This window comes from Streptomyces sp. NPDC093225 (assembly GCF_044753805.1).
GTDB lineage: Bacteria > Actinomycetota > Actinomycetes > Streptomycetales > Streptomycetaceae > Streptomyces.
Map to the genome: position 1 here is coordinate 19,926 of NZ_JBIVNX010000066.1, position 16,834 is coordinate 36,759.

Annotated in this window: 14 protein-coding genes; 6 read left to right on the plus strand and 8 right to left on the minus strand. The window is 75.0% G+C overall.

What is annotated here, in order from left to right; genetic code table 11:
• Positions 1-2: 2 nt before the first annotated feature.
• The 4 genes from ACIQCH_RS34745 to ACIQCH_RS34760 all read right to left on the minus strand — a co-directional run bounded on the left by ACIQCH_RS34745 (position 3) and on the right by ACIQCH_RS34760 (position 5,843).
• Positions 3-2,135: a hypothetical protein gene (locus ACIQCH_RS34745; protein ID WP_402587691.1), complete on the minus strand. Its 2,133-nt coding sequence runs from the start codon at positions 2,133-2,135 to the stop codon at positions 3-5.
• A gap of 405 nt (positions 2,136-2,540) precedes the next feature.
• Positions 2,541-3,065 carry a hypothetical protein gene (locus ACIQCH_RS34750; RefSeq protein ID WP_402587693.1) on the minus strand — a complete coding sequence of 175 codons (525 nt, stop codon included), beginning with the start codon at positions 3,063-3,065 and terminating at the stop codon, positions 2,541-2,543.
• Positions 3,066-3,373: 308 nt separating this feature from the next.
• On the minus strand, positions 3,374-4,870 hold the full coding sequence (locus ACIQCH_RS34755; RefSeq protein WP_402587694.1) for an IMP dehydrogenase: 1,497 nt from the start codon (positions 4,868-4,870) through the stop codon (positions 3,374-3,376).
• A gap of 331 nt (positions 4,871-5,201) precedes the next feature.
• Positions 5,202-5,843: a hypothetical protein gene (locus ACIQCH_RS34760; protein ID WP_402587696.1), complete on the minus strand. Its 642-nt coding sequence runs from the start codon at positions 5,841-5,843 to the stop codon at positions 5,202-5,204.
• 259 nt (positions 5,844-6,102) lie between these two features.
• Here ACIQCH_RS34760 and ACIQCH_RS34765 point away from each other — a divergent pair, with 259 nt between their 5' ends.
• Positions 6,103-9,477 (plus strand): S8 family peptidase, encoded by a 3,375-nt coding sequence (locus ACIQCH_RS34765; RefSeq protein WP_402587698.1) that lies wholly within the window; start codon positions 6,103-6,105, stop codon positions 9,475-9,477.
• Between the two features lie 174 nt (positions 9,478-9,651).
• A complete protein-coding gene (locus tag ACIQCH_RS34770; protein ID WP_402587700.1) occupies positions 9,652-10,146 on the plus strand; it encodes a hypothetical protein in 495 nt (164 codons plus the stop codon).
• Positions 10,147-10,205: 59 nt separating this feature from the next.
• Here ACIQCH_RS34770 and ACIQCH_RS34775 read toward each other — a convergent pair whose 3' ends face one another.
• Positions 10,206-10,598 carry a hypothetical protein gene (locus tag ACIQCH_RS34775; protein ID WP_402587702.1) on the minus strand — a complete coding sequence of 131 codons (393 nt, stop codon included), beginning with the start codon at positions 10,596-10,598 and terminating at the stop codon, positions 10,206-10,208.
• A gap of 117 nt (positions 10,599-10,715) precedes the next feature.
• A complete protein-coding gene (locus ACIQCH_RS34780) occupies positions 10,716-11,360 on the minus strand; it encodes a GAP family protein (RefSeq protein ID WP_402587704.1) in 645 nt (214 codons plus the stop codon).
• Between the two features lie 318 nt (positions 11,361-11,678).
• Between ACIQCH_RS34780 and ACIQCH_RS34785 the strand changes: the two genes are divergently transcribed.
• Positions 11,679-12,578, plus strand: a complete 900-nt coding sequence (locus ACIQCH_RS34785; RefSeq protein WP_402587706.1) for an NAD-dependent protein deacetylase — start codon at positions 11,679-11,681, stop codon at positions 12,576-12,578.
• A 74-nt stretch (positions 12,579-12,652) separates the two neighbouring features.
• Here ACIQCH_RS34785 and ACIQCH_RS34790 read toward each other — a convergent pair whose 3' ends face one another.
• A complete protein-coding gene (locus ACIQCH_RS34790) occupies positions 12,653-12,934 on the minus strand; it encodes a WhiB family transcriptional regulator (RefSeq protein WP_402587708.1) in 282 nt (93 codons plus the stop codon).
• 101 nt (positions 12,935-13,035) lie between these two features.
• On the minus strand, positions 13,036-14,088 hold the full coding sequence (locus ACIQCH_RS34795) for a mechanosensitive ion channel family protein (RefSeq protein ID WP_402587710.1): 1,053 nt from the start codon (positions 14,086-14,088) through the stop codon (positions 13,036-13,038).
• A 267-nt stretch (positions 14,089-14,355) separates the two neighbouring features.
• On the opposite strand from ACIQCH_RS34795, the gene ACIQCH_RS34800 reads away from it, so the two are divergent.
• The 3 genes from ACIQCH_RS34800 to ACIQCH_RS34810 all read left to right on the plus strand — a co-directional run bounded on the left by ACIQCH_RS34800 (position 14,356) and on the right by ACIQCH_RS34810 (position 16,624).
• On the plus strand, positions 14,356-14,568 hold the full coding sequence (locus ACIQCH_RS34800; protein ID WP_402587712.1) for a hypothetical protein: 213 nt from the start codon (positions 14,356-14,358) through the stop codon (positions 14,566-14,568).
• A 164-nt stretch (positions 14,569-14,732) separates the two neighbouring features.
• Entirely contained in the window at positions 14,733-15,608 is an 876-nt protein-coding gene (locus tag ACIQCH_RS34805; protein ID WP_402587714.1) for a nuclease, read from the plus strand.
• A gap of 191 nt (positions 15,609-15,799) precedes the next feature.
• Positions 15,800-16,624 (plus strand): class I SAM-dependent methyltransferase, encoded by an 825-nt coding sequence (locus tag ACIQCH_RS34810; RefSeq protein WP_402587717.1) that lies wholly within the window; start codon positions 15,800-15,802, stop codon positions 16,622-16,624.
• Positions 16,625-16,834 lie beyond the last annotated feature (210 nt).

Consider the following 16,834-nt stretch of genomic DNA (forward strand, 5'->3'; position numbering starts at 1 on the left):
GGTCAGCCCAGAGCGGCGGTGGAGCGGGGTTCGCGCACGGCCTCGGGGACCTTGGTGCGCGGCGCCGGTGCGGGCACCGGGGCCCGGTCGCCGGCCGCGTGGCGGGCGGCCGGCGCGGCGGCGGTCGCCGGCAGGTCGTAGGCCAGCGGCGCGCCGGTCGAGACGGTCCAGGCGGTGGCGCGGCCGGCGTAGGGGCTGCCGAAGGCGGCGGCCCCGAGTCGGGTCCCGTCGGGCAGGGTGGCCGGGACGGCGAGGCCGGCGGGCGCCTGGACGGTGACGGTGTCGCCGACGCGGTGGGCGGTGACCTGGCCGGCGCGCAGCGCGGCGGTCCAGGCGGCGCGGCGCTTCAGTTCGGTGCCGATGTCCCGCATCCGCAGGTTGACCAGCGGCGTGTTGTCGGCGAACAGGGCCGCGTAGCCGTCCAGGACGCCGTCGAGGACCGGGTAGGCGATCCGCTCCTCGGCGAGGTTGGACTGGTGGATGAAGTGCGGCTTGGGATCGCCGGCGAGGACGTGTCCGAGGGCGGTGCGGATCTCCTGCGGCACGATGTGGCCGGCGTACCCGGTGGCCGTGCTCAGCGGTGCGGGCAGGCAGGTGGTGGTGTCCGGGTGGTCCTCGCAGATGCCGCTGCCGCCCTGGGCGCGGCTGGTGTAGATCCAGTTGTACTCGTCGACCTCCTCGGCGGCCCTGCCGGCGTTGAAGAAGACGTTCATCGGGTGGCGGGCGACGGTGGCGGCGGGACCGATGACGCGCTGCTCGGGGTCGCGGGAGTTGTCCGAGGCCAGCCATTTCACGCCGTTGTCGGCGAGGGCGGGGGCGAGGTTCGGGTTGTCCTGGGGCTGCTGGGGCAGGATCGCCGTGCCGGAGTGCTCGCCGGTGACCAGCTCGTCGGTCTGGAGCGGGAGTCCGGAGGTCTGGCCCCAGACGCGGTTGAGGGCGATCTCGTCGTCGATGGCGCCGCGGCTGACCCAACGGGTGGCGCCGCCGGGGGTGGTCGCGCACTTCCAGGGCACGACGCTGACGTCCTGCTCGCAGCCGAGGTAGGCGTGGGTGTAGGTGTGGTTGACCCAGCGGAACTCGGCCCGGCGCGCGAGCATGCGGTCGGCGAGTTCGTCGACGCCGTCGTGGTCCTCGCGCTGGTCGAGGCTGCCGGCGCCGTTGTAGACCATGTCGAGGGTGAGGCCGCGGCGGTTCTGCCAGGCGGCGGCCTCGTCCGCGTCGGCGGCGGTCATGCGGATCGGGTTGGGGGTGCCGGCGCCGCCGGTGCAGTCGACGTCGCCGGGGGTGCAGTTGAGGGTGGTGTCCCAGCGGTCGTCGGCGGCGAACACGTCGTCGACGTGGACGGCGAAGAAGTGGCGGGAGGATCCCAGGTGCACGCCGCCGGTCATCCAGTCGACGATGCCGCGGGCCAGGAGCCGGAACTGCTGCTGGTAGCGGTTGTAGACGAAGGTGACGACCAGTTCGCGGCGCCCGTCGTGGCGGTACTCGCCGACGAGTGACCCGCGTCTGGAGGTGCCGGGGATGGGGGCGTCGACGTACGGGGTGAAGTCGGCACCGGGCGCCGGCTGCGCGAGGTAGGCGTAACTCTCGCCCACGGAGGGAGAGTTGTCCTCGAACGGGACCGCTCCGTCCAGGTATCCGAACGGGCCGGTGCGGCCGGCGGCGGTGGTCGCGGCCGACACGCCGTCGAGGCTGCCCGCGTAGCCGCCGGAGACGAAGTACTGCAGGCCGACCTGGGGACGCGCGTACGTGTAGGCGTCGACCTGCGGGATGCCGTAGGTCTGCTCGTAGGCGACCAGGGCGGTCATCTCGGCGGAGCCGGCGGCGAACGGGTTGTCGCTGGGCAGCACGACCGCCTGGTACCTGGCACGCGGGCGGCCGTCCACGGTGTCGGCGAGGAACGCGGCGTCGATGGTGGGCCGGTCCCCGCGGGTGAGGTCGACCTTGGTGTACGGGGTTCCGGACGAGTCCAGTTCCGCCGCGATGGCGTCGGTGGCCGGGCCGCCGTCGCTGACCACGAGCACCTTCAGGTCGGTGCGGGGCGCGGAGTCGGCGTGGGCGGCCCCGGCCGGCAGGCCGAGAGCAGCGATGAGCGCGCCCACCGTGAGTGCGGTGGTGCGTACGGTCCGCTTCATGCGGTGAAGTCCCCTCCCAGGCAGGGGTGAGTACGGCTCGCACGGAGCGGACGCACCCCCTTGCGCGACGCCGGCGCCCCCTCAGAAGCCAGTCGTCGACGCATCCGTCGCGTCACAGTGTGATGGGTATGTGTAGCTTCTGTGGTGGTGCCAGGAGAACCGGCGGAAAAGTGCAGGCACACAACTAGGTGTAGTTTCAAGGGAGTTGACCCGTTTCGGAGCCTCCGCCGGAGGCCCGGCCGGCCGATCGGGGGTCGTGCGCGCTGGTCCGGGCCGACAGCCGCGAGCCGGCGGACCCCGGGGGTCCGCCGGCTCGGCTTCCTGTGGTCCAGACCGCGCCGAAGGTATGTTCTACGGCGCTTTCCGGCCAACCGGGCGCGGTGACCGGACGGGACCGTCAGGCGGTCAGGCGCACAGGACGCGCGTCTCGGGCGTGAAGACAGGGCCGCCGCTGGTGTTGGTGCTGTCGCTGAACTCGGCGTAGTAGTACGAGTAGAAGCCGATGTTGCCGTTGCAGCCGGAGTCGGCGGCGACCTGGAGGGTCAGCGTCACGGTGCGGCTCTGGCCGGGCGGGATGGTCGCGCCGTAGTTCTGGCCGAGGTTGGCCGGGCCGGTGCCGGCGCAGGGGGTGCTGCCGGAGGCGGTGGCGAGCGTGCAGCCGGTGAAGCTGTACTTCAGGTCGGGGCGCTGGGTGGTGAGCCACGTGGGGTCGATCGTCTGGTAGACGAACCAGATGTCGTAGGTCTTGTTGTTGGTGAGCGTCATCGACAGCTGCACCGACCCGCCGGGGGTGGTGGTGGCGCTGCTCGTGCCGAACGTCAGCGGGGCGGGGGCGGGGTCGGCGCTCGCGGCCGGGGCGAGGCCGAAGAGGGCGAGGACGACGGCGAGGACTGCGGCGAGGCCGAGGCGGCCCTTCAGGGATGACTGCATGGCCCGGGAGGCTAGGCAGGGCCCCGCGGGCCCGTCTGCCCCCGACCGGGCGCCCCGTTCCGGGTTCGGCCGGAAGCGGTCGGGTTGTGAAGACCGTGCGACGGATTCGTGAAGAAAGATCACCGACCGTGTGCGTGCAGCACACGCACCGTACCGGCGGGGGGTCGTCCGGTTGGCCGGCCGGCCGGAAGGACGACCGGCCGGCGCGTGATTTTGGCGCGCACCCGACGTACGGGCCGGCGCCGCGGGCCCCCCGGACCGCCCGCCCGGTGGGCGCGGCGGGCGATCCGGACGGGCGTGGCGTCGCGTCAGGAGACCGTCGCCGGGGTGTCCCGCAGGGTGACGTTCGCGTGGCTCTCCTGGAAGCTCTGGTCCGACACCAGGGTCAGCCGGGCCGAGGACTGGAACTCCGGCAGCGTCCGCGAGCCGCAGGAGACCATCGTGGTCCTGAGCTTGGCGACGGTCAGCGCGAGCCCCTCGTTGAGGTCGCCCGCGTAGGGCACGTAGCCGTCGACGCCCTCCTCGAACAGCAGCCCCTGGCCGCCCTGGCCGTAACGCTGCCAGTTGCGGGCCCGGTTCGAGCCCTCGCCCCAGTACTCCTTGACGAAGCCGTCGCGGGTGGGCAGCTTCGCGCCGGCCGCCTGGTCGAAGCGGGCGAAGTAGCGCCCCATCATGACGAAGTCGGCACCCATAGCCAGCGCCAGGGCCACGTGGTAGTCGTGCACCAGCCCGCCGTCGGAGCAGATCGGCACGTACTCCCCAGTGCGCTCCCGGAAGGCGTCCCGGGCCGCCGCGACGTCGAGGACGGCACTGGCCTGGCCGCGGCCGATGCCCTTCTGGTCCCGGGTGATGCAGATGGAGCCGCCGCCGACCCCGACCTTCACGAAGTCCGCGCCGGCCTCGGCGAGGAAGGTGAACGCCTCGCCGTCGACCACGTTGCCGCCGCCGACCGGGACCTCGGGGTAGTGCTTCTTCACCCAGGTCAGGGCCTGCGCCTGCCAGTCGCTGTAGCCGTCGGACGAGTCGAAGCACAGCGCGTCGGCGCCCGCCTCCAGCAGCGCCGGGACGCGCTCCTGGTAGTCGTGGGTGTTGATGCCCGCGCCCACGCGCAGGCGCTTGGCGGCGTCCACGAGCTGGTTCGGGAACCGCTTGTTGTCCGCGTAGTCCGAGCGGAACACCAGGTGCTGCAGGTGCCCCCCGGCGGTGAGCACCGGGAGGCAGTCCAGCCGGTCGTCCCACAGCCGCGCGTTCGCCTCGGACAGCGTGATGTCGGGCCCGGCGTGGGCCAGGTCGGCGACGGCGGTCATCCGGCCGCTGACCGGTCCGGCCAGGTCGTGCCGCTGCGGGTGGAAGTCCCGGGAGGTCACCAGGCCGAGCAGGCGGCCGGTGGCGGTGCCGTCGTGGGTGACGGCGGCGGTGCTGTGGCCGGTGCGGCGCATGACGTCGACCAGGTGGCCCAGGCTGTCGTCGGGCCGGACGTTGGTGTCGCTGGTGACGAAGCCGGCCTTGAAGTTCTTCACCTGGCGGACCGCGGCCGCCTGGTCCTCGACCGGCTGGTTGTGGTGCAGGAAGCTGAGACCGCCGCTGCGGGCGAGCGCGATGGCCAGCTCGGGCGTGCTGACGGCCTGCATGATCGCGGACGTGAACGGGGACTGCAGCTCGATCGCCGGCGCTTCGCCGACGACGTGCCGGACCAGGGGCGTGCGCAGCTCCACGGTCGCGGCCGTCGTGTCCGTCCGGGTCCGGTTCGGCAGGAGCAGGAACTCGTTGAACGTCCGCGAGACCTCGGCGATGATCTGTGCCACTCGTTCCTCCTGACCGGTCGGCCGGGGCCGGGCGCCCCGCCGTGCGGACCGCCCCCGTGAACGGGGCCCGGGCAGGCGGAGAACGGCACACCGGCCGTGGAGGTGCCATCGGCCGTGGCAGAGCCTGACCGGCCCGAGGATCACCGGGGTGCGGTCGTGACCAGGGACTTTAGCGGCTGATCGGCGGTGACACGAATCGTGGTGCCGCAACGGTGCCCGCGGCGGGGGCAGTTGTCGCACCGGTCGGCCGGGGCGGCCCCCTCGGGCGGAGGGCGTCGCGTCAGGCGGCGGGCGAGCGGTGCCCGTCAGGCGAGGGGCCGGGGGTGCCGCGTCAGGCGGCGGGCGGGCGCACCGCGCGTTCGACGGTGGAGACCACGCGGACGAGCGCCGGCGCGGCGGGGGCCGAGGCGAAGCCGAACCGGACGGGCGGGAGGACCGCGGCGAGCGGCCCGAGGTCGGTCCCGCCGAAGGACGCGGCGGCGCTGGTGATCGGCAGGAGGTCGCGGGCCGCGTACCACTGACGGCAGCCGGGGCGGGAGCTGCCGCGGGTCCGTACGCCGGGCAGCGCGCGGGCGGGGAGGTCGGCGAGGGCGGCCCACGCCGGCCGGCGGGCGAGGGGTCCCGGGACGGCCCGCAGGGCCAGGCCGAGCGCGCCGCGCCGGCCGAGGGCGAAGCGCAGGACCAGCGGGCCGGCCGAGACCTCCCACGCCGGGTGCCGTGCACGCACCGTCACCGGGCCGGTGCGCAGCTCGTCGAAGTGGTAGACGCCCGCGATCCACTGCGCCGTGGGGGTCGTGGGGGCGTACAGGACGCGGTGCCCGTCGGCCCGCTCCAGCATCACGTCGTCGAAGGCGCCGAACGGGGAGCGCAACCAGTGGCCGACCACCACGCGGGTGCCGGAACCGGTGCCGACGGCGGCGATCCAGCCGTCGAAGGCGAGGCGCTCGCGTCGTTCGCGTCGTGCACGTGCCACACGGATGACATGCCCCGGATCCGGCCGCCGGAAAACACCCTCCCGGAGCACCCGGGGAAGGCCGTCCACGTGCGGCGACGGCTCCCTCCGGGAGACGCTCCGGTGTCGCGACGGCCGCCCTGCCGCGGTGGTCATCCTCCGGTCGTCGTTCCGTTGCGGATCGGTCATTGAACGGCCGTCAGATCGCCGGTGATACTGCGAGTCCCGCGGTGTCACGTTCTTCCCGCGGGCAATCGCATGTGTTTCAGGGGGGATTGACGTGCGCACATTTCGCAATCGGCGGACGGGGGCGGCCTCGGCCGCCGTCCTCGCCCTCGCGGCGGGCCTGGCGACACCGGTCGCGGCCGCGCCGGCACCCGCACCCGCACCCGGCGCCGTCGGCGCCCCGGGCCCGCAGGCCGCCCGACCGGGGTACGCCCGGGTGACCCTGGTCACCGGGGACCGGGTCACCGTGGACGCCCAGGGCCGACCGGTCGGCTTCGTGCCGGCCGCGGGCCGCGAGCGGATACCCGTCTCGGTCCGCCGCGACGGCGGCCGTACCAGCGTCGTCCCGCTCGATGCCCAGGGCCTGATCGCCGCCGGCCGGCTCGACGCCCGGCTCTTCGACCTGACCGGGCTCACCGCGCCCGCCTACCGCAGGGCCCGCGGCGACCGGCTGCAACTGATCGTCCGCTACGAGGGCGCCGCCGGGGCCACCGGGTCCGCGCGGTCCGCCGTGCACGCCGCCGACGGGCTGCGCGTGGACCGCACGTACGGACTGCTCGACGCGGAGGCCGTCACCGCGACCCCGGCGACGTCCGGCGCGCTCTGGGCCGCCCTCACCGACCGGCCGCACGGTGGCACCGCCCGGACCACCGCCGCCGGCATCGCCGGGATCTGGCTCGACGGCATCCGCAGCGCCACCCTGGACAGGAGCACCCGGCAGATCGGCGCCGACAAGGCGTGGGCGGCCGGGTACGACGGCAAGGGCGTGAAGATCGCGGTGCTCGACACCGGGATCGACGCCGCGCACCCCGACCTCGAGGGCAAGGTGGTCGCCGCCCGGGACTTCTCCCGCTCCGGCAGCACCGCGGACCGCTTCGGTCACGGCACCCACGTCGCGTCCATCGCCGCGGGCACGGGCGCCGCGTCGGGCGGCAGGTTCAAGGGCGTCGCACCGGGCGCCTCGCTGCTCAACGGCAAGGTGCTCGACGACAGCGGCTCCGGGGACGACTCCGGCATCCTGGCCGGCATGGAGTGGGCCGTCGCCCAGGGCGCCCGGATCGTCAACCTCAGCCTCGGCGCCCCGGACTCGCCCGGGACCGACCCGGTCGAAGCCGCGGTGAACGAGCTCTCCGCCGCCAAGGGCGTGCTGTTCGCCGTCGCCGCCGGCAACGACGGGCGGTCCGGGCCCGGCTCCGTCGACTCCCCCGGCAGCGCCGACGCCGCCCTCACCGTGGGCGCCGTCGACGGCGCCGACCGCCTCGCCGACTTCTCCGGCACCGGCCCCCGCGCCGGCGACGGGGCCGTCAAGCCCGACGCCACCGCCCCGGGCGTGGACATCACCGCGGCCGCCGCCCCGGGCAGCGTCCTCGCCCGCCGGTACGGCCAGAAGCCGGCCGGCTACCTCACGCTCTCCGGCACCTCCATGGCCACCCCGCACGCCGCCGGCGCCGCCGCCCTGCTGCAGCAGAAGCACCCGAAGTGGACCGGCGCCCAGCTCAAGGGCATCCTCGTCGGCTCCGCGAAGCCCGGCCCCTACCACGCCTTCCAGCAGGGCGGCGGCCGGATCGCGGTCGACCGGGCGCTCGGCGGGTCGGTGATCGCCGAGCCCCTCTCGCTGGCCCTGTCCGGCGGGCAGTGGCCGCACGGCGACGACGCCCCCGTGACCCGCAAGGTCACCTACCGCAACCTGGGCACCGCCCCGGTCACCCTGCACCTGTCCGTCACCGCCGAGGGCCCCGACGGCAAGCCCGCCCCGGCCGGCTTCCTGGCCTTCGCCGAGCCCCGCCTCACCGTCCCCGCCGGCGGCGCCGCCTCGGTCGGCCTCACCCTGAACACCCGGCTCGGCGGGGCCGTGAACGGCCGCTACACCGCCCGGGCGCTGGCGACCGGGGCCGGGCAGAGCGTCGGCACGGCCGTGGTCGCGGACCGCGAGGTCGAGTCGTACGCGCTGACGCTCCGCCACGTCGGCCGCAACGGCAAGCACGCCACCTCCTACTACAGCGCCGTCCAGGGCGTGGGCGGGCTCGCCACCGGCAGGTTCTTCGAGAACCACGAGAACTCCCGCTCGGAGACCGTGCGCGTCCCCAAGGGCCGCTACGTCGTCGACTCGCGCCTCTCGGTCGACCCGGCGGACCCCGCGGGCGGCCTCGACTGGATCTCCCAGCCCCGCCTCGACGTCACCCGCGACACCACGGTCACCGTCGACGCCCGCACCACCAGGCCGGTGGACATCACGGTGCCCGCCGCCTCCGCCGTGCAGGGGTTCGTCACCCCCGGGTACGAACTGCGGGTCGGCGGCGAGACGTACGCCTTCGGCTGGTGGCTGCCCTCCTACGGCCGCCTGCGCACGCGCGGCCAGGGGCCCGAACCGGCTGCGGGCAGCACCCTGTTCCAGCGGTGGGACACCCACTGGACCGACGGCGACGACGAGTACCACGCCACGCTCGGCGGCCCGGTGCGCCGTACCGCCACCGGCTACACCCGGCACCTGAAGGCCGCCGACCTGGCCACCGTCCTCGTCGAGCAGGGTGCCTCGGCACCCGGCAAGCAGGGCGTCGTCCAGGCCGTCGGCCGGCTCCCCGGGAGCACCCCCGGCAGCTCCCTCACCTCCTGGCGGGACGTGCCGACCACGGTGCGGATGTTCCTGTCCGCGCTCGACGGCGCCACCTGGGAACTGTCCGCGACCCAGTACGGCCGGGCCGGGGAGGGCCTCCGGGAGGAGACCTCGTACGCCGGCGTGCGCGCCTACCCGGGCGGCCGCACCCTGACCGAGCGCTTCGGCGGCGCCGTCGTCGGCCCGCGGTCGGACACCGCGGCGGGGCTCGGCCTGTACCGGAAGGGCGACACGGTGTGGGGGACGCTGCCGCTGCTCGCCGACGGCGCCGGCCACGACGGGGGCGACGCGCTGGCCAAGGGGACGACGGTGCTCCACGTCAACGGGGTCGTCGCCGGCACCCGGTCCGCCCAGCTCCGCGACGCGAAGCCGTTCACCGTGCCGTCCCGCGAGGCCTCCTACCGGCTGGTGGCCTCCGCCACCCAGCCCGCGGCCGTCACCCGTACCTCGTCCCAGGTGACCGCCACCTGGTGGTTCCGCTCGGCCGCCCCGCGGGCAGGGGTCACGACGCGGCTCCCGGCCTCGGTCGTCCGGTTCGCTCCGCACGTCCGCGCGGAGGGCACGGTCAACGGCGGCCACCCGCTCCGCGTCCCGGTCACCGTCCAGGGCCCGGCGGCGGGCCGGGGGATGAGGTCCCTGGCGGTGGCCGTCTCGTACGACGACGGCCGTACCTGGAAGGCCCTGCCGGTCCGGGACGGCGCGGTCACCGTGCAGGGCCCGGCCGCGGGCGGGCACGTGTCGCTGCGCGGCACGGTGGTCGACGCCGCGGGCAACAGGTCCGAGGTCACCGTCCTGCGGGCGTACCTCACCGACTGAGGACTGCCCCGCACACCGCGGCCCCGGAAGCGATGCTTCCGGGGCCGCCGGCGTACGCCCCGCGCGGGTCCCCGGGCGGGCCGGCCCGCTGACCTCCCGATGCACCGGCAGGGCGCCGCGTAGGGAATCATTGCCTGCCGGAACCATGCGAGTCGGGAAGCGGGGCGGGCGGCGTTGGCCAAGTCGGAGATGGAGGGGGTCGCCCTCACAGGCCTCGTACAGGACGGCGCCCAGGACCAGAGCGGCGCCCTGTGGCGGCTGCGCCGCCGTACCCGCCAGCTCGACGCGAACGTGGTCCGCTTCCCGGCCGGCGGCACCGTGGCCGCCCACACCGAGGCCGAGGTGGACGTCCTGGTGCTGGTGGTCGCCGGGGGCGGCACGCTCACCGTGGCCGGCACCGCCCGCGACCTGACCCCCGGCGCCGTGGTCCTCGTCCCGCGGGGGGACGCCCGTGCCATCGAGGCCGGCCCGGGCGGGTTGGTGCTCCTGACGGCGCACCGGCGCCGTACCGGGCTGCGGATCGGCCGGCGCACGCCGGTGCGGGCGGGCGCCGCCCAGTGCGCGGTGCACCTGGTGTGCACCAACTGCCGCCGGCACGCCATCGAGGCCGACGCGCGCTTCTGCAGTGCCTGCGGTACGCCGCTGCCGGAGCGCGCCACACCCCGCTGACGGGCCGCCCGCGGTCCGGCGGTAGCCCGGCTGCGGCCGGGGCGGTCACACTCCGACGGTCACAGCCGTGCGTACGTGCCCCCGCCGGAGTCGACGTGCACCACGTGCCGGCCGACCCGCACCACGTGGTAGCCGGTGCCGCTCCAGGAACCGGTCTCCCCGTCGGCGGCGGGCAGCGGGGTCCAGACCTCCAGGAACGTGCTGCCGTCGGTGTTGGTGCCCCACTCGACGAGGTTCGGGCCCTCCCACCGGAGGGCGCCCGTGTCCTCGCCGGGCTCGCCCGTCAGGTGGTGGAAGTGCACGCGGGACCCGTCGTAGGACGTGGCGCCGGCGAAGCCGCGGCTGTCGGCGAAGTACGGGCCGACCTGCAGCCACACGACCTCGCTGTCCTCCAGCAGGGGCCCGCCGTCGCGGCTGATCCCGCGCCGCAGCCACGCCGCCGGCTCGGGCACCGGGATCCCGGGCCCGCCCGCTGCGGGAACGCTTCCGGGGGGACCTTCAGGTCCGGGCATCGTCATGCGTCCAACCCATCCGTGAGACGAGGGACCGCCACCCGGCCCGGGCGGCGGTCAGATGCTGGTGAGGCCCTCCACCAGCACGAGGATGCCGATGGCGATGATGGCGACGGCCATGACGGCGGCGGCGTTGCCCTCCAGGGCGGTCCGGGTCCGGCCGAGCGGGCCCACGACCCGGTCCCCGAGCGCGAAGCGGAGCAGCACGGGAAGGATGACCGTGGAGGCGGCGCAGGCCGTGAACAGCACCACGCCCAGCACGGCGCCGGCGGCGGTCGGGTCCCCCGCCGCGATCGCGACGCCGGCCGCCGCGGAGACGAGGAAGATCTTCGGGTTGGCCAGCGAGAGCACCAGCCCGAGCCGGACCGCCTTGGCCGGCGTGGCGTCCGCGAGCAGCCGCATCCACCGGGGCGGTCCCTTGCCGTGCCGGTCCAGCCAGTGCTCGATGCCCAGGCCGATCAGGAGCACGCCCAGTCCGACGCGCACCCAGGCGGTCCAGGAGGGGCTGGTCGTCCCCTTGTGGAGGAGCTCGGCCAGCGCGACGGTGAGCGAGGCCGGGATGGCGACCCCGACCAGCCAGCCCGCCATGAAGGCGCTGCCGACCTGCCGGGCGCGGGGGGCGAACTGCATGAACAGCGCGGGGATGAGGGTGAACGGCGACAGGGCGATCACCAGAGAGAGGAGCACGACCTCCGCGGTCACCACGGGCCTCCGCGGGCGTGAGGTCGCACCGCCGGTGTGTCCATGGGATACGCCCCTTCTGCCGGTGACGGTCGCGGCGCACGGTCGGCCGGACGGCACCTTCCGCCGCCGCGACGCTCCACTTTTCAGCCTAGGCAATCGACGCCGCCGGGGCGGGCCGGGCTCGGCCGTCTGGCGGGCCCTCCGGACGGGTGGCGGGCAGGTGCCGGCCGCCGGACCGCGGCCCCGCCCACCGGTCGACGGGCGGCGGCCGCGCCTGGGCCGTCCGGGGCACGGCGGCCCTGTCCCCGCGGCCGGCCGGTTCCGTACGCTGGCGGCATGCGCATGCGCCCCACTCTGAGCTGGACGCCCCCCGAGGACCTGCCGCCGGGCACCACGGACCTGGAGCCGGTCGCCGGTGCGCTGGGGGCCGGCGGCGTGCTGGTGCTCAGCGGCGCGGGCATCTCCACGGAGTCGGGCATCCCCGACTACCGGGGCGAGGGCGGCAGCCTGCGCCGGCACACCCCGATGACGTACCAGGACTTCACCGCCAGTGCCCGCAACCGGCGCCGGTACTGGGCGCGCAGCCACCTCGGCTGGCGGACGTTCGGCCGCGCCCGGCCCAATGCCGGCCACCGGGCCGTGGCGGCGTTCGAGCGGCACGGCCTGCTCGCGGGCGTGATCACCCAGAACGTGGACGGGCTGCACCAGGCCGCCGGCAGCGCGGGCGTGGTGGAGCTCCACGGCAGCCTGGACCGGGTCGTCTGCCTGTCCTGCGGCACCTTCAGCCCGCGCCGCGAACTGGCCCGGCGCCTGGCGGAGGCCAACCCCGGCTTCGCGCCGGTGTCCGCCGCCCTGAACCCGGACGGGGACGCCGACCTCTCCGACGAGCAGGTCGGGGACTTCCGCGTGGTGCCCTGCGCGGGCTGCGGCGGCGTCCTCAAACCGGACGTGGTGTTCTTCGGCGAAGCCGTGCCGCCGCCGCGGGTCGAGCACTGCCGCGACCTGGTCGGCGGGGCGGCCGCGCTGCTGGTCCTGGGTTCGTCGCTCACGGTGATGTCCGGGCTGCGGTTCGTCCGCCAGGCGGCCGGGGCCGGCACGCCCGTCCTGATCGTCAACCGGGACCCGACCCGGGGCGACCGGCACGCCGTCACCCGGGTCGCGCTCCCGCTGGGCACGGCCCTCGCGGCGGTGGCCGACCGGCTGGGCATCCCCGTCGACGGCCGGGCTGCGGACTGACCCGGGGACGTTCCGGCGCGCCACCTCGGGCCGGCCGCCCCGGGCCGGCCGTCGGCGGCGGCGGGCGGCGGCCGTCAGCACGCGTCGCGCGCGTAGAGGGCGCGGCGCTCCTCCTCCGTCAGCCCGCCCCAGACCCCGTAGGGCTCCTGGACGTGCAGGGCGTGACGCAGGCACTCCGCCTGGACCGGGCAGAGCGCGCAGACCTCCCGGGCCGCCTCGTCGCGGACCGCGCGGTCCTCGCCGCGCTCGCCCGCGGGGTGGAAGAACCGGTCCGTGCCGAGATCGCGGCAGGCGGCGCGCTCCTGCCACGTCCAGTGGTGTTCCGCCGTGCCCGGCAGTCGTGTCACGTTCGTCATCCGTCGACTCCTCTCACGTGGGTTCGGTCCCCGTACGTCCGTCCCTCGTCTGGCCGGAGCACGCGCGTCGAAACCCGCGCGTCCGCCCGCGCCGCCGGCCGTCACCGGTCGCCCGGCGCCGGGGCGGCCGGGGACGTGGCCACGCGGGGCAGGGCGTACGGGTGCTTCTCGGCGAGCCAGGCCACCAGTTGCTCGCGCACGGTGCAGCGTGCGGTCCACAGGTCGTCCGGGTCCTTGGCGGTGACGATGGCGCGCAGGACGACGGTGGTGGGGGTGGTGTCGGTCACGGCGAGGTCCCAGCCGCGGCCGTCCCACGCCTCGCAGCCGTCGAGGACCTCCCGGAGCCGCTCGCGGATCAGCGGGACGGGGGCGCTGTGGTCGCAGTGCAGGAACACGGTGCCGGTCATCTGGGCGCCGCCGCGGGACCAGTTCTCGAAGGGTTTGCCGGTGAAGTAGGAGACCGGCATGGTGATGCGCCGCTCGTCCCAGGTGCGCACGGCGAGGAGGGTGAGCGTGACCTCCTCGACCACGCCCCACTCGCCGTCGACCACGACGGTGTCGCCGATGCGCACCATGTCGCCGAAGGCGATCTGGAACCCGGCGAAGAGGTTGCCGAGCGTGGACTGCGCGGCCACGCCGGCGACGATGCCGATGATGCCGGCGGAGGCCAGCACCGAGGTGCCGACGGCCCGGAAGTCGGGGAAGGTGAGCAGCATCGCGGCCGCGGCGACCACCGCGACGACGGCGGTGACGATCCGCATGACGAGGGTCACCTGCGTACGGACGCGACGCACCCGGGACGGGTCGCGGGTGCCGGTGGCGTACCGGGCGTAGGACGACTCGACCACCGCGGCGGTGATGTGGACGACGAACCAGGCCGCCGCGCCGATGAGCACCAGGGACAGCACCCGGCCGACCGCCACCCGGTGTTCCACGAGCGGTCGCCACTCGACCTGGCGGTACGCGCCGCGGAGCAGGGCGACCAGCAGGAGGAGGCGCACCGACCGTCCGCAGCGGCGCAGCAGGTTCCACAGCGGGGTCTCGGGGTGCCGGGCGTCCGCGCGGCGCAGCAAAAGGTCGGCGAGCCAGCCGAGCGCGGCGGTGAGCAGGACGGAGCCGCCGATGACGACGAGCAGGCGGAGAACGCTGTTCATGGCTCCTCGTTGGGTGTCGGGAACGGGGACGCGAGCGCGTGGATCCGCGCGTGCCCGGTCGTCCTGCGGTCAAACCGCCCCGCCGCGCGTCCCGCCGGGGTACGGGGCCCGGGCGCCCCGGGGAGCCCATGGACGCACCGGCCACCGGTCCCGGCCGCCCCCAACACCGCTGTCCGCAAACGGGTTTCGTCGCCCGCACCGTTTCGTGCCGGGCATCCCGGGTAGCCGCGCGTCAGAGACGACAGTGCCGACGAGGAGGTAACACCCATGGCCGGCATAGGCGGTTGCATCGCCCTGATCGTGGTGGGGGCGATCCTCACCTTCGCCAGCGACTGGCATATGGACAGCGTCAACCTCGACGTGGTGGGGCTGATCATGATGGGCGCCGGGCTCCTCGGCCTCGGCGTCTACGGCAGCGTCCTGCGCCGCCGCCGCGTCACCGCCCTCCCGGTGGTCGACGAGACCCGCGACCGCACCTGAGCCGGGGACCCGGGCGGGCCGCGCCGGACCGGCGCCGGATCCCCCTCCGGCGCCGGTCCCGTGTCCGCTTCAACCTCTCGCGCGGCAGAGGTTGAAGCCCTTAGTAGCCCCGCGGAGGCAGCGGTCGCATAGTGGGCAGCAGGGGCGTCCCCGAGGAGGCCGTCATGTCCTACCTCCGCATCCGAGGTGAATTCCGCATCGTGGGCACGCGCCCGGACGGGGACACGGTCCGGTTCTATCCGGACGACCCCTCGGTCTGGGCCACGCTGTCCGGCCCGAAGCCCGTCGAGATCCACGGGCCGGGCGGGGCGAACCTGCGCCTGGAAGGCATCGACGCCCTCGAGACCCACTTCAAGCCGCCCCTCGTGGCCGGGCCGGAGCTCCACCAGCCGACCGTGCCGGCCGGCGAGGCGGCCGCCGCGCTCCTGCGCATCCTGGGGTTCGAGCCCGTGAACCGCACCCCGTTCGGCTTCGTGAAGGCCCCGACGACCCCGCCGGCGTGCCGCGGCTACGTCCTGACCCGGGGCACGGACACGCACGGCCGCGTCATCGCGTTCACGGGCCCGGGCGACGGTCCGGACGCCGACGCGACGGGCCACGTCTTCCTGACCCCCGACGGGGTGCACGAGACCGCCAACCACGCCCTGCTCGCCGCGGGCATGGTCTACCCGATCTTCTACCGCACCCTGTTCCCCGACCTCCGGGAGGACATGAGGGCCACGGCCGCGAAGGCCGCGGCGACCCCGGTCGGCGTGTGGAAGGACGACAAGACCCTCAGCGGCACCGAGGTGATCGGCCCGCCCGAGGTCAGCAAGGACGTCATCTACCCCAAGTTCTACCGGCGCATCGGTGAGTACGTGCTGCTGAACGACGGGGACCCGTCCCTGACCGGGTTCCTCGACTTCCTGCACCGCAAGGCAGACAAGTTCACGCTGCTGTCCGCCGGGCACTTCAGCACCGGCCTCGACCTCGTCATCGAGGTCGACGGGACCAAGACCCGCTGGACGCACCCCGTCGACGACATCGTCTTCGACGAGTAGGCACGGCTGGGCCGTTCGGCCCAGGCGCGGGCGTGCCTGCGGGGTGCGGGCGGGCTCCGGTGGAGGATCGGGGTGCGGCGCCCCGGGAACGGGGACGCGCCGCACCTCCCCCGCGCGTGAAGAGGTCCGGCCATGACGTCGTCGTACGCACCACCGCCCGCAGTCCGGTCCGGTGCTGGGACGGCCCGCTCGTGACCGGCGTGCCGCACGGCGGGGCACCGGAGGGCGGCCGGTACGGCGAGGCCGTCTTCCCGCCCGAGCGGGCGGGCGAGGACGAACGCATCGACTCCGGCGCCCTGGCGTACGACGGCTTCAGCATGGCCAGGCTGCGGGCGCTCGGCGTCGGCCCGGGCTGGACCTGCCTCGACGTGGGCGCCGGTACGGGCACGCTCGCCCGCCGGCTGCTGGACGAGGCCGGGGTCGCGAGCGTACTCGCGGTGGACCGCGACGTCCGCTTCCTCCCCCCACGGCCCGGACTCGACGTACGGGCGGCCGACGTGACCGCCCCGGACTTCGCCCCCGGCACCTTCCGGCTCGTCCACGCGCGCTTCGTCCTGATGCACCTGGCCGAGCGCGAACGCCTGGTCTCCTCGCTCGCCGAACTCGTCGCGCCCGGCGGAGTCCTGGTGCTGAGCGACGCCGTCGACCTGACGAGCGACCGCACGCCCGACACCCCGTACACCGTGGCGATGCGTGCGATGTGGCAGGGGCTGCGGGCCACCATCGGCACCGACGTCTCCGTCGTGCCGGCGTACCCGCACCTGCTGCACGGGGCCGGACTCGAGCGCGTCGCCGCCGAGATCCACGTGCCGCCCCTGCAGCCCGGCAGTCCCATCAGCCGCTTCTGGGCCGAAACATGGGAACGCAGCCGAGCGGCCATGCTCGCGACGGGTGCGGTCGACGACGCGACCCTCGACGAGGCCGTCCGCTACCTGGACTCCGCCGCGTGCGCCGCCCTGTCGGCCGGCATGCTCACCGCCTGGGGCTGGAAGCCCGACGCCCGACCCCAACGCTGACCTCTGCGATCCCGTCGTTCCGTCCGAAACCAGGAACCGACCCCGTCCCCCTCCCTCCGCCACGCCATCGAAGCGAGAGCGTCCCGTGGTGTGTGGGGGAGGCGCTTGACAGGGGTGGCAGGCTGGTCCGGAGGCAGGCCCGGGCCGGAGGTGGCCGAAGGCCAGGGCGAAGCCCCTTGCCTCCGGGGTGGGCCTGCCGCAGGGCCTGCA

Excerpts from the sequence above, each read along its gene's own strand:
- ACIQCH_RS34785 (WP_402587706.1), top strand. The coding sequence starts at position 11,679 with ATGCGCATGCGCCCCACTCTGAGCTGGACGCCCCCCGAGGACCTGCCG.
- ACIQCH_RS34805 (WP_402587714.1), top strand. The coding sequence starts at position 14,733 with ATGTCCTACCTCCGCATCCGAGGTGAATTCCGCATCGTGGGCACGCGC.
- ACIQCH_RS34790 (WP_402587708.1), bottom strand. The coding sequence starts at position 12,934 with ATGACGAACGTGACACGACTGCCGGGCACGGCGGAACACCACTGGACG.
- ACIQCH_RS34745 (WP_402587691.1), bottom strand. The coding sequence starts at position 2,135 with ATGAAGCGGACCGTACGCACCACCGCACTCACGGTGGGCGCGCTCATC.
- ACIQCH_RS34800 (WP_402587712.1), top strand. The coding sequence starts at position 14,356 with ATGGCCGGCATAGGCGGTTGCATCGCCCTGATCGTGGTGGGGGCGATC.
- ACIQCH_RS34795 (WP_402587710.1), bottom strand. The coding sequence starts at position 14,088 with ATGAACAGCGTTCTCCGCCTGCTCGTCGTCATCGGCGGCTCCGTCCTG.
- ACIQCH_RS34750 (WP_402587693.1), bottom strand. The coding sequence starts at position 3,065 with ATGCAGTCATCCCTGAAGGGCCGCCTCGGCCTCGCCGCAGTCCTCGCC.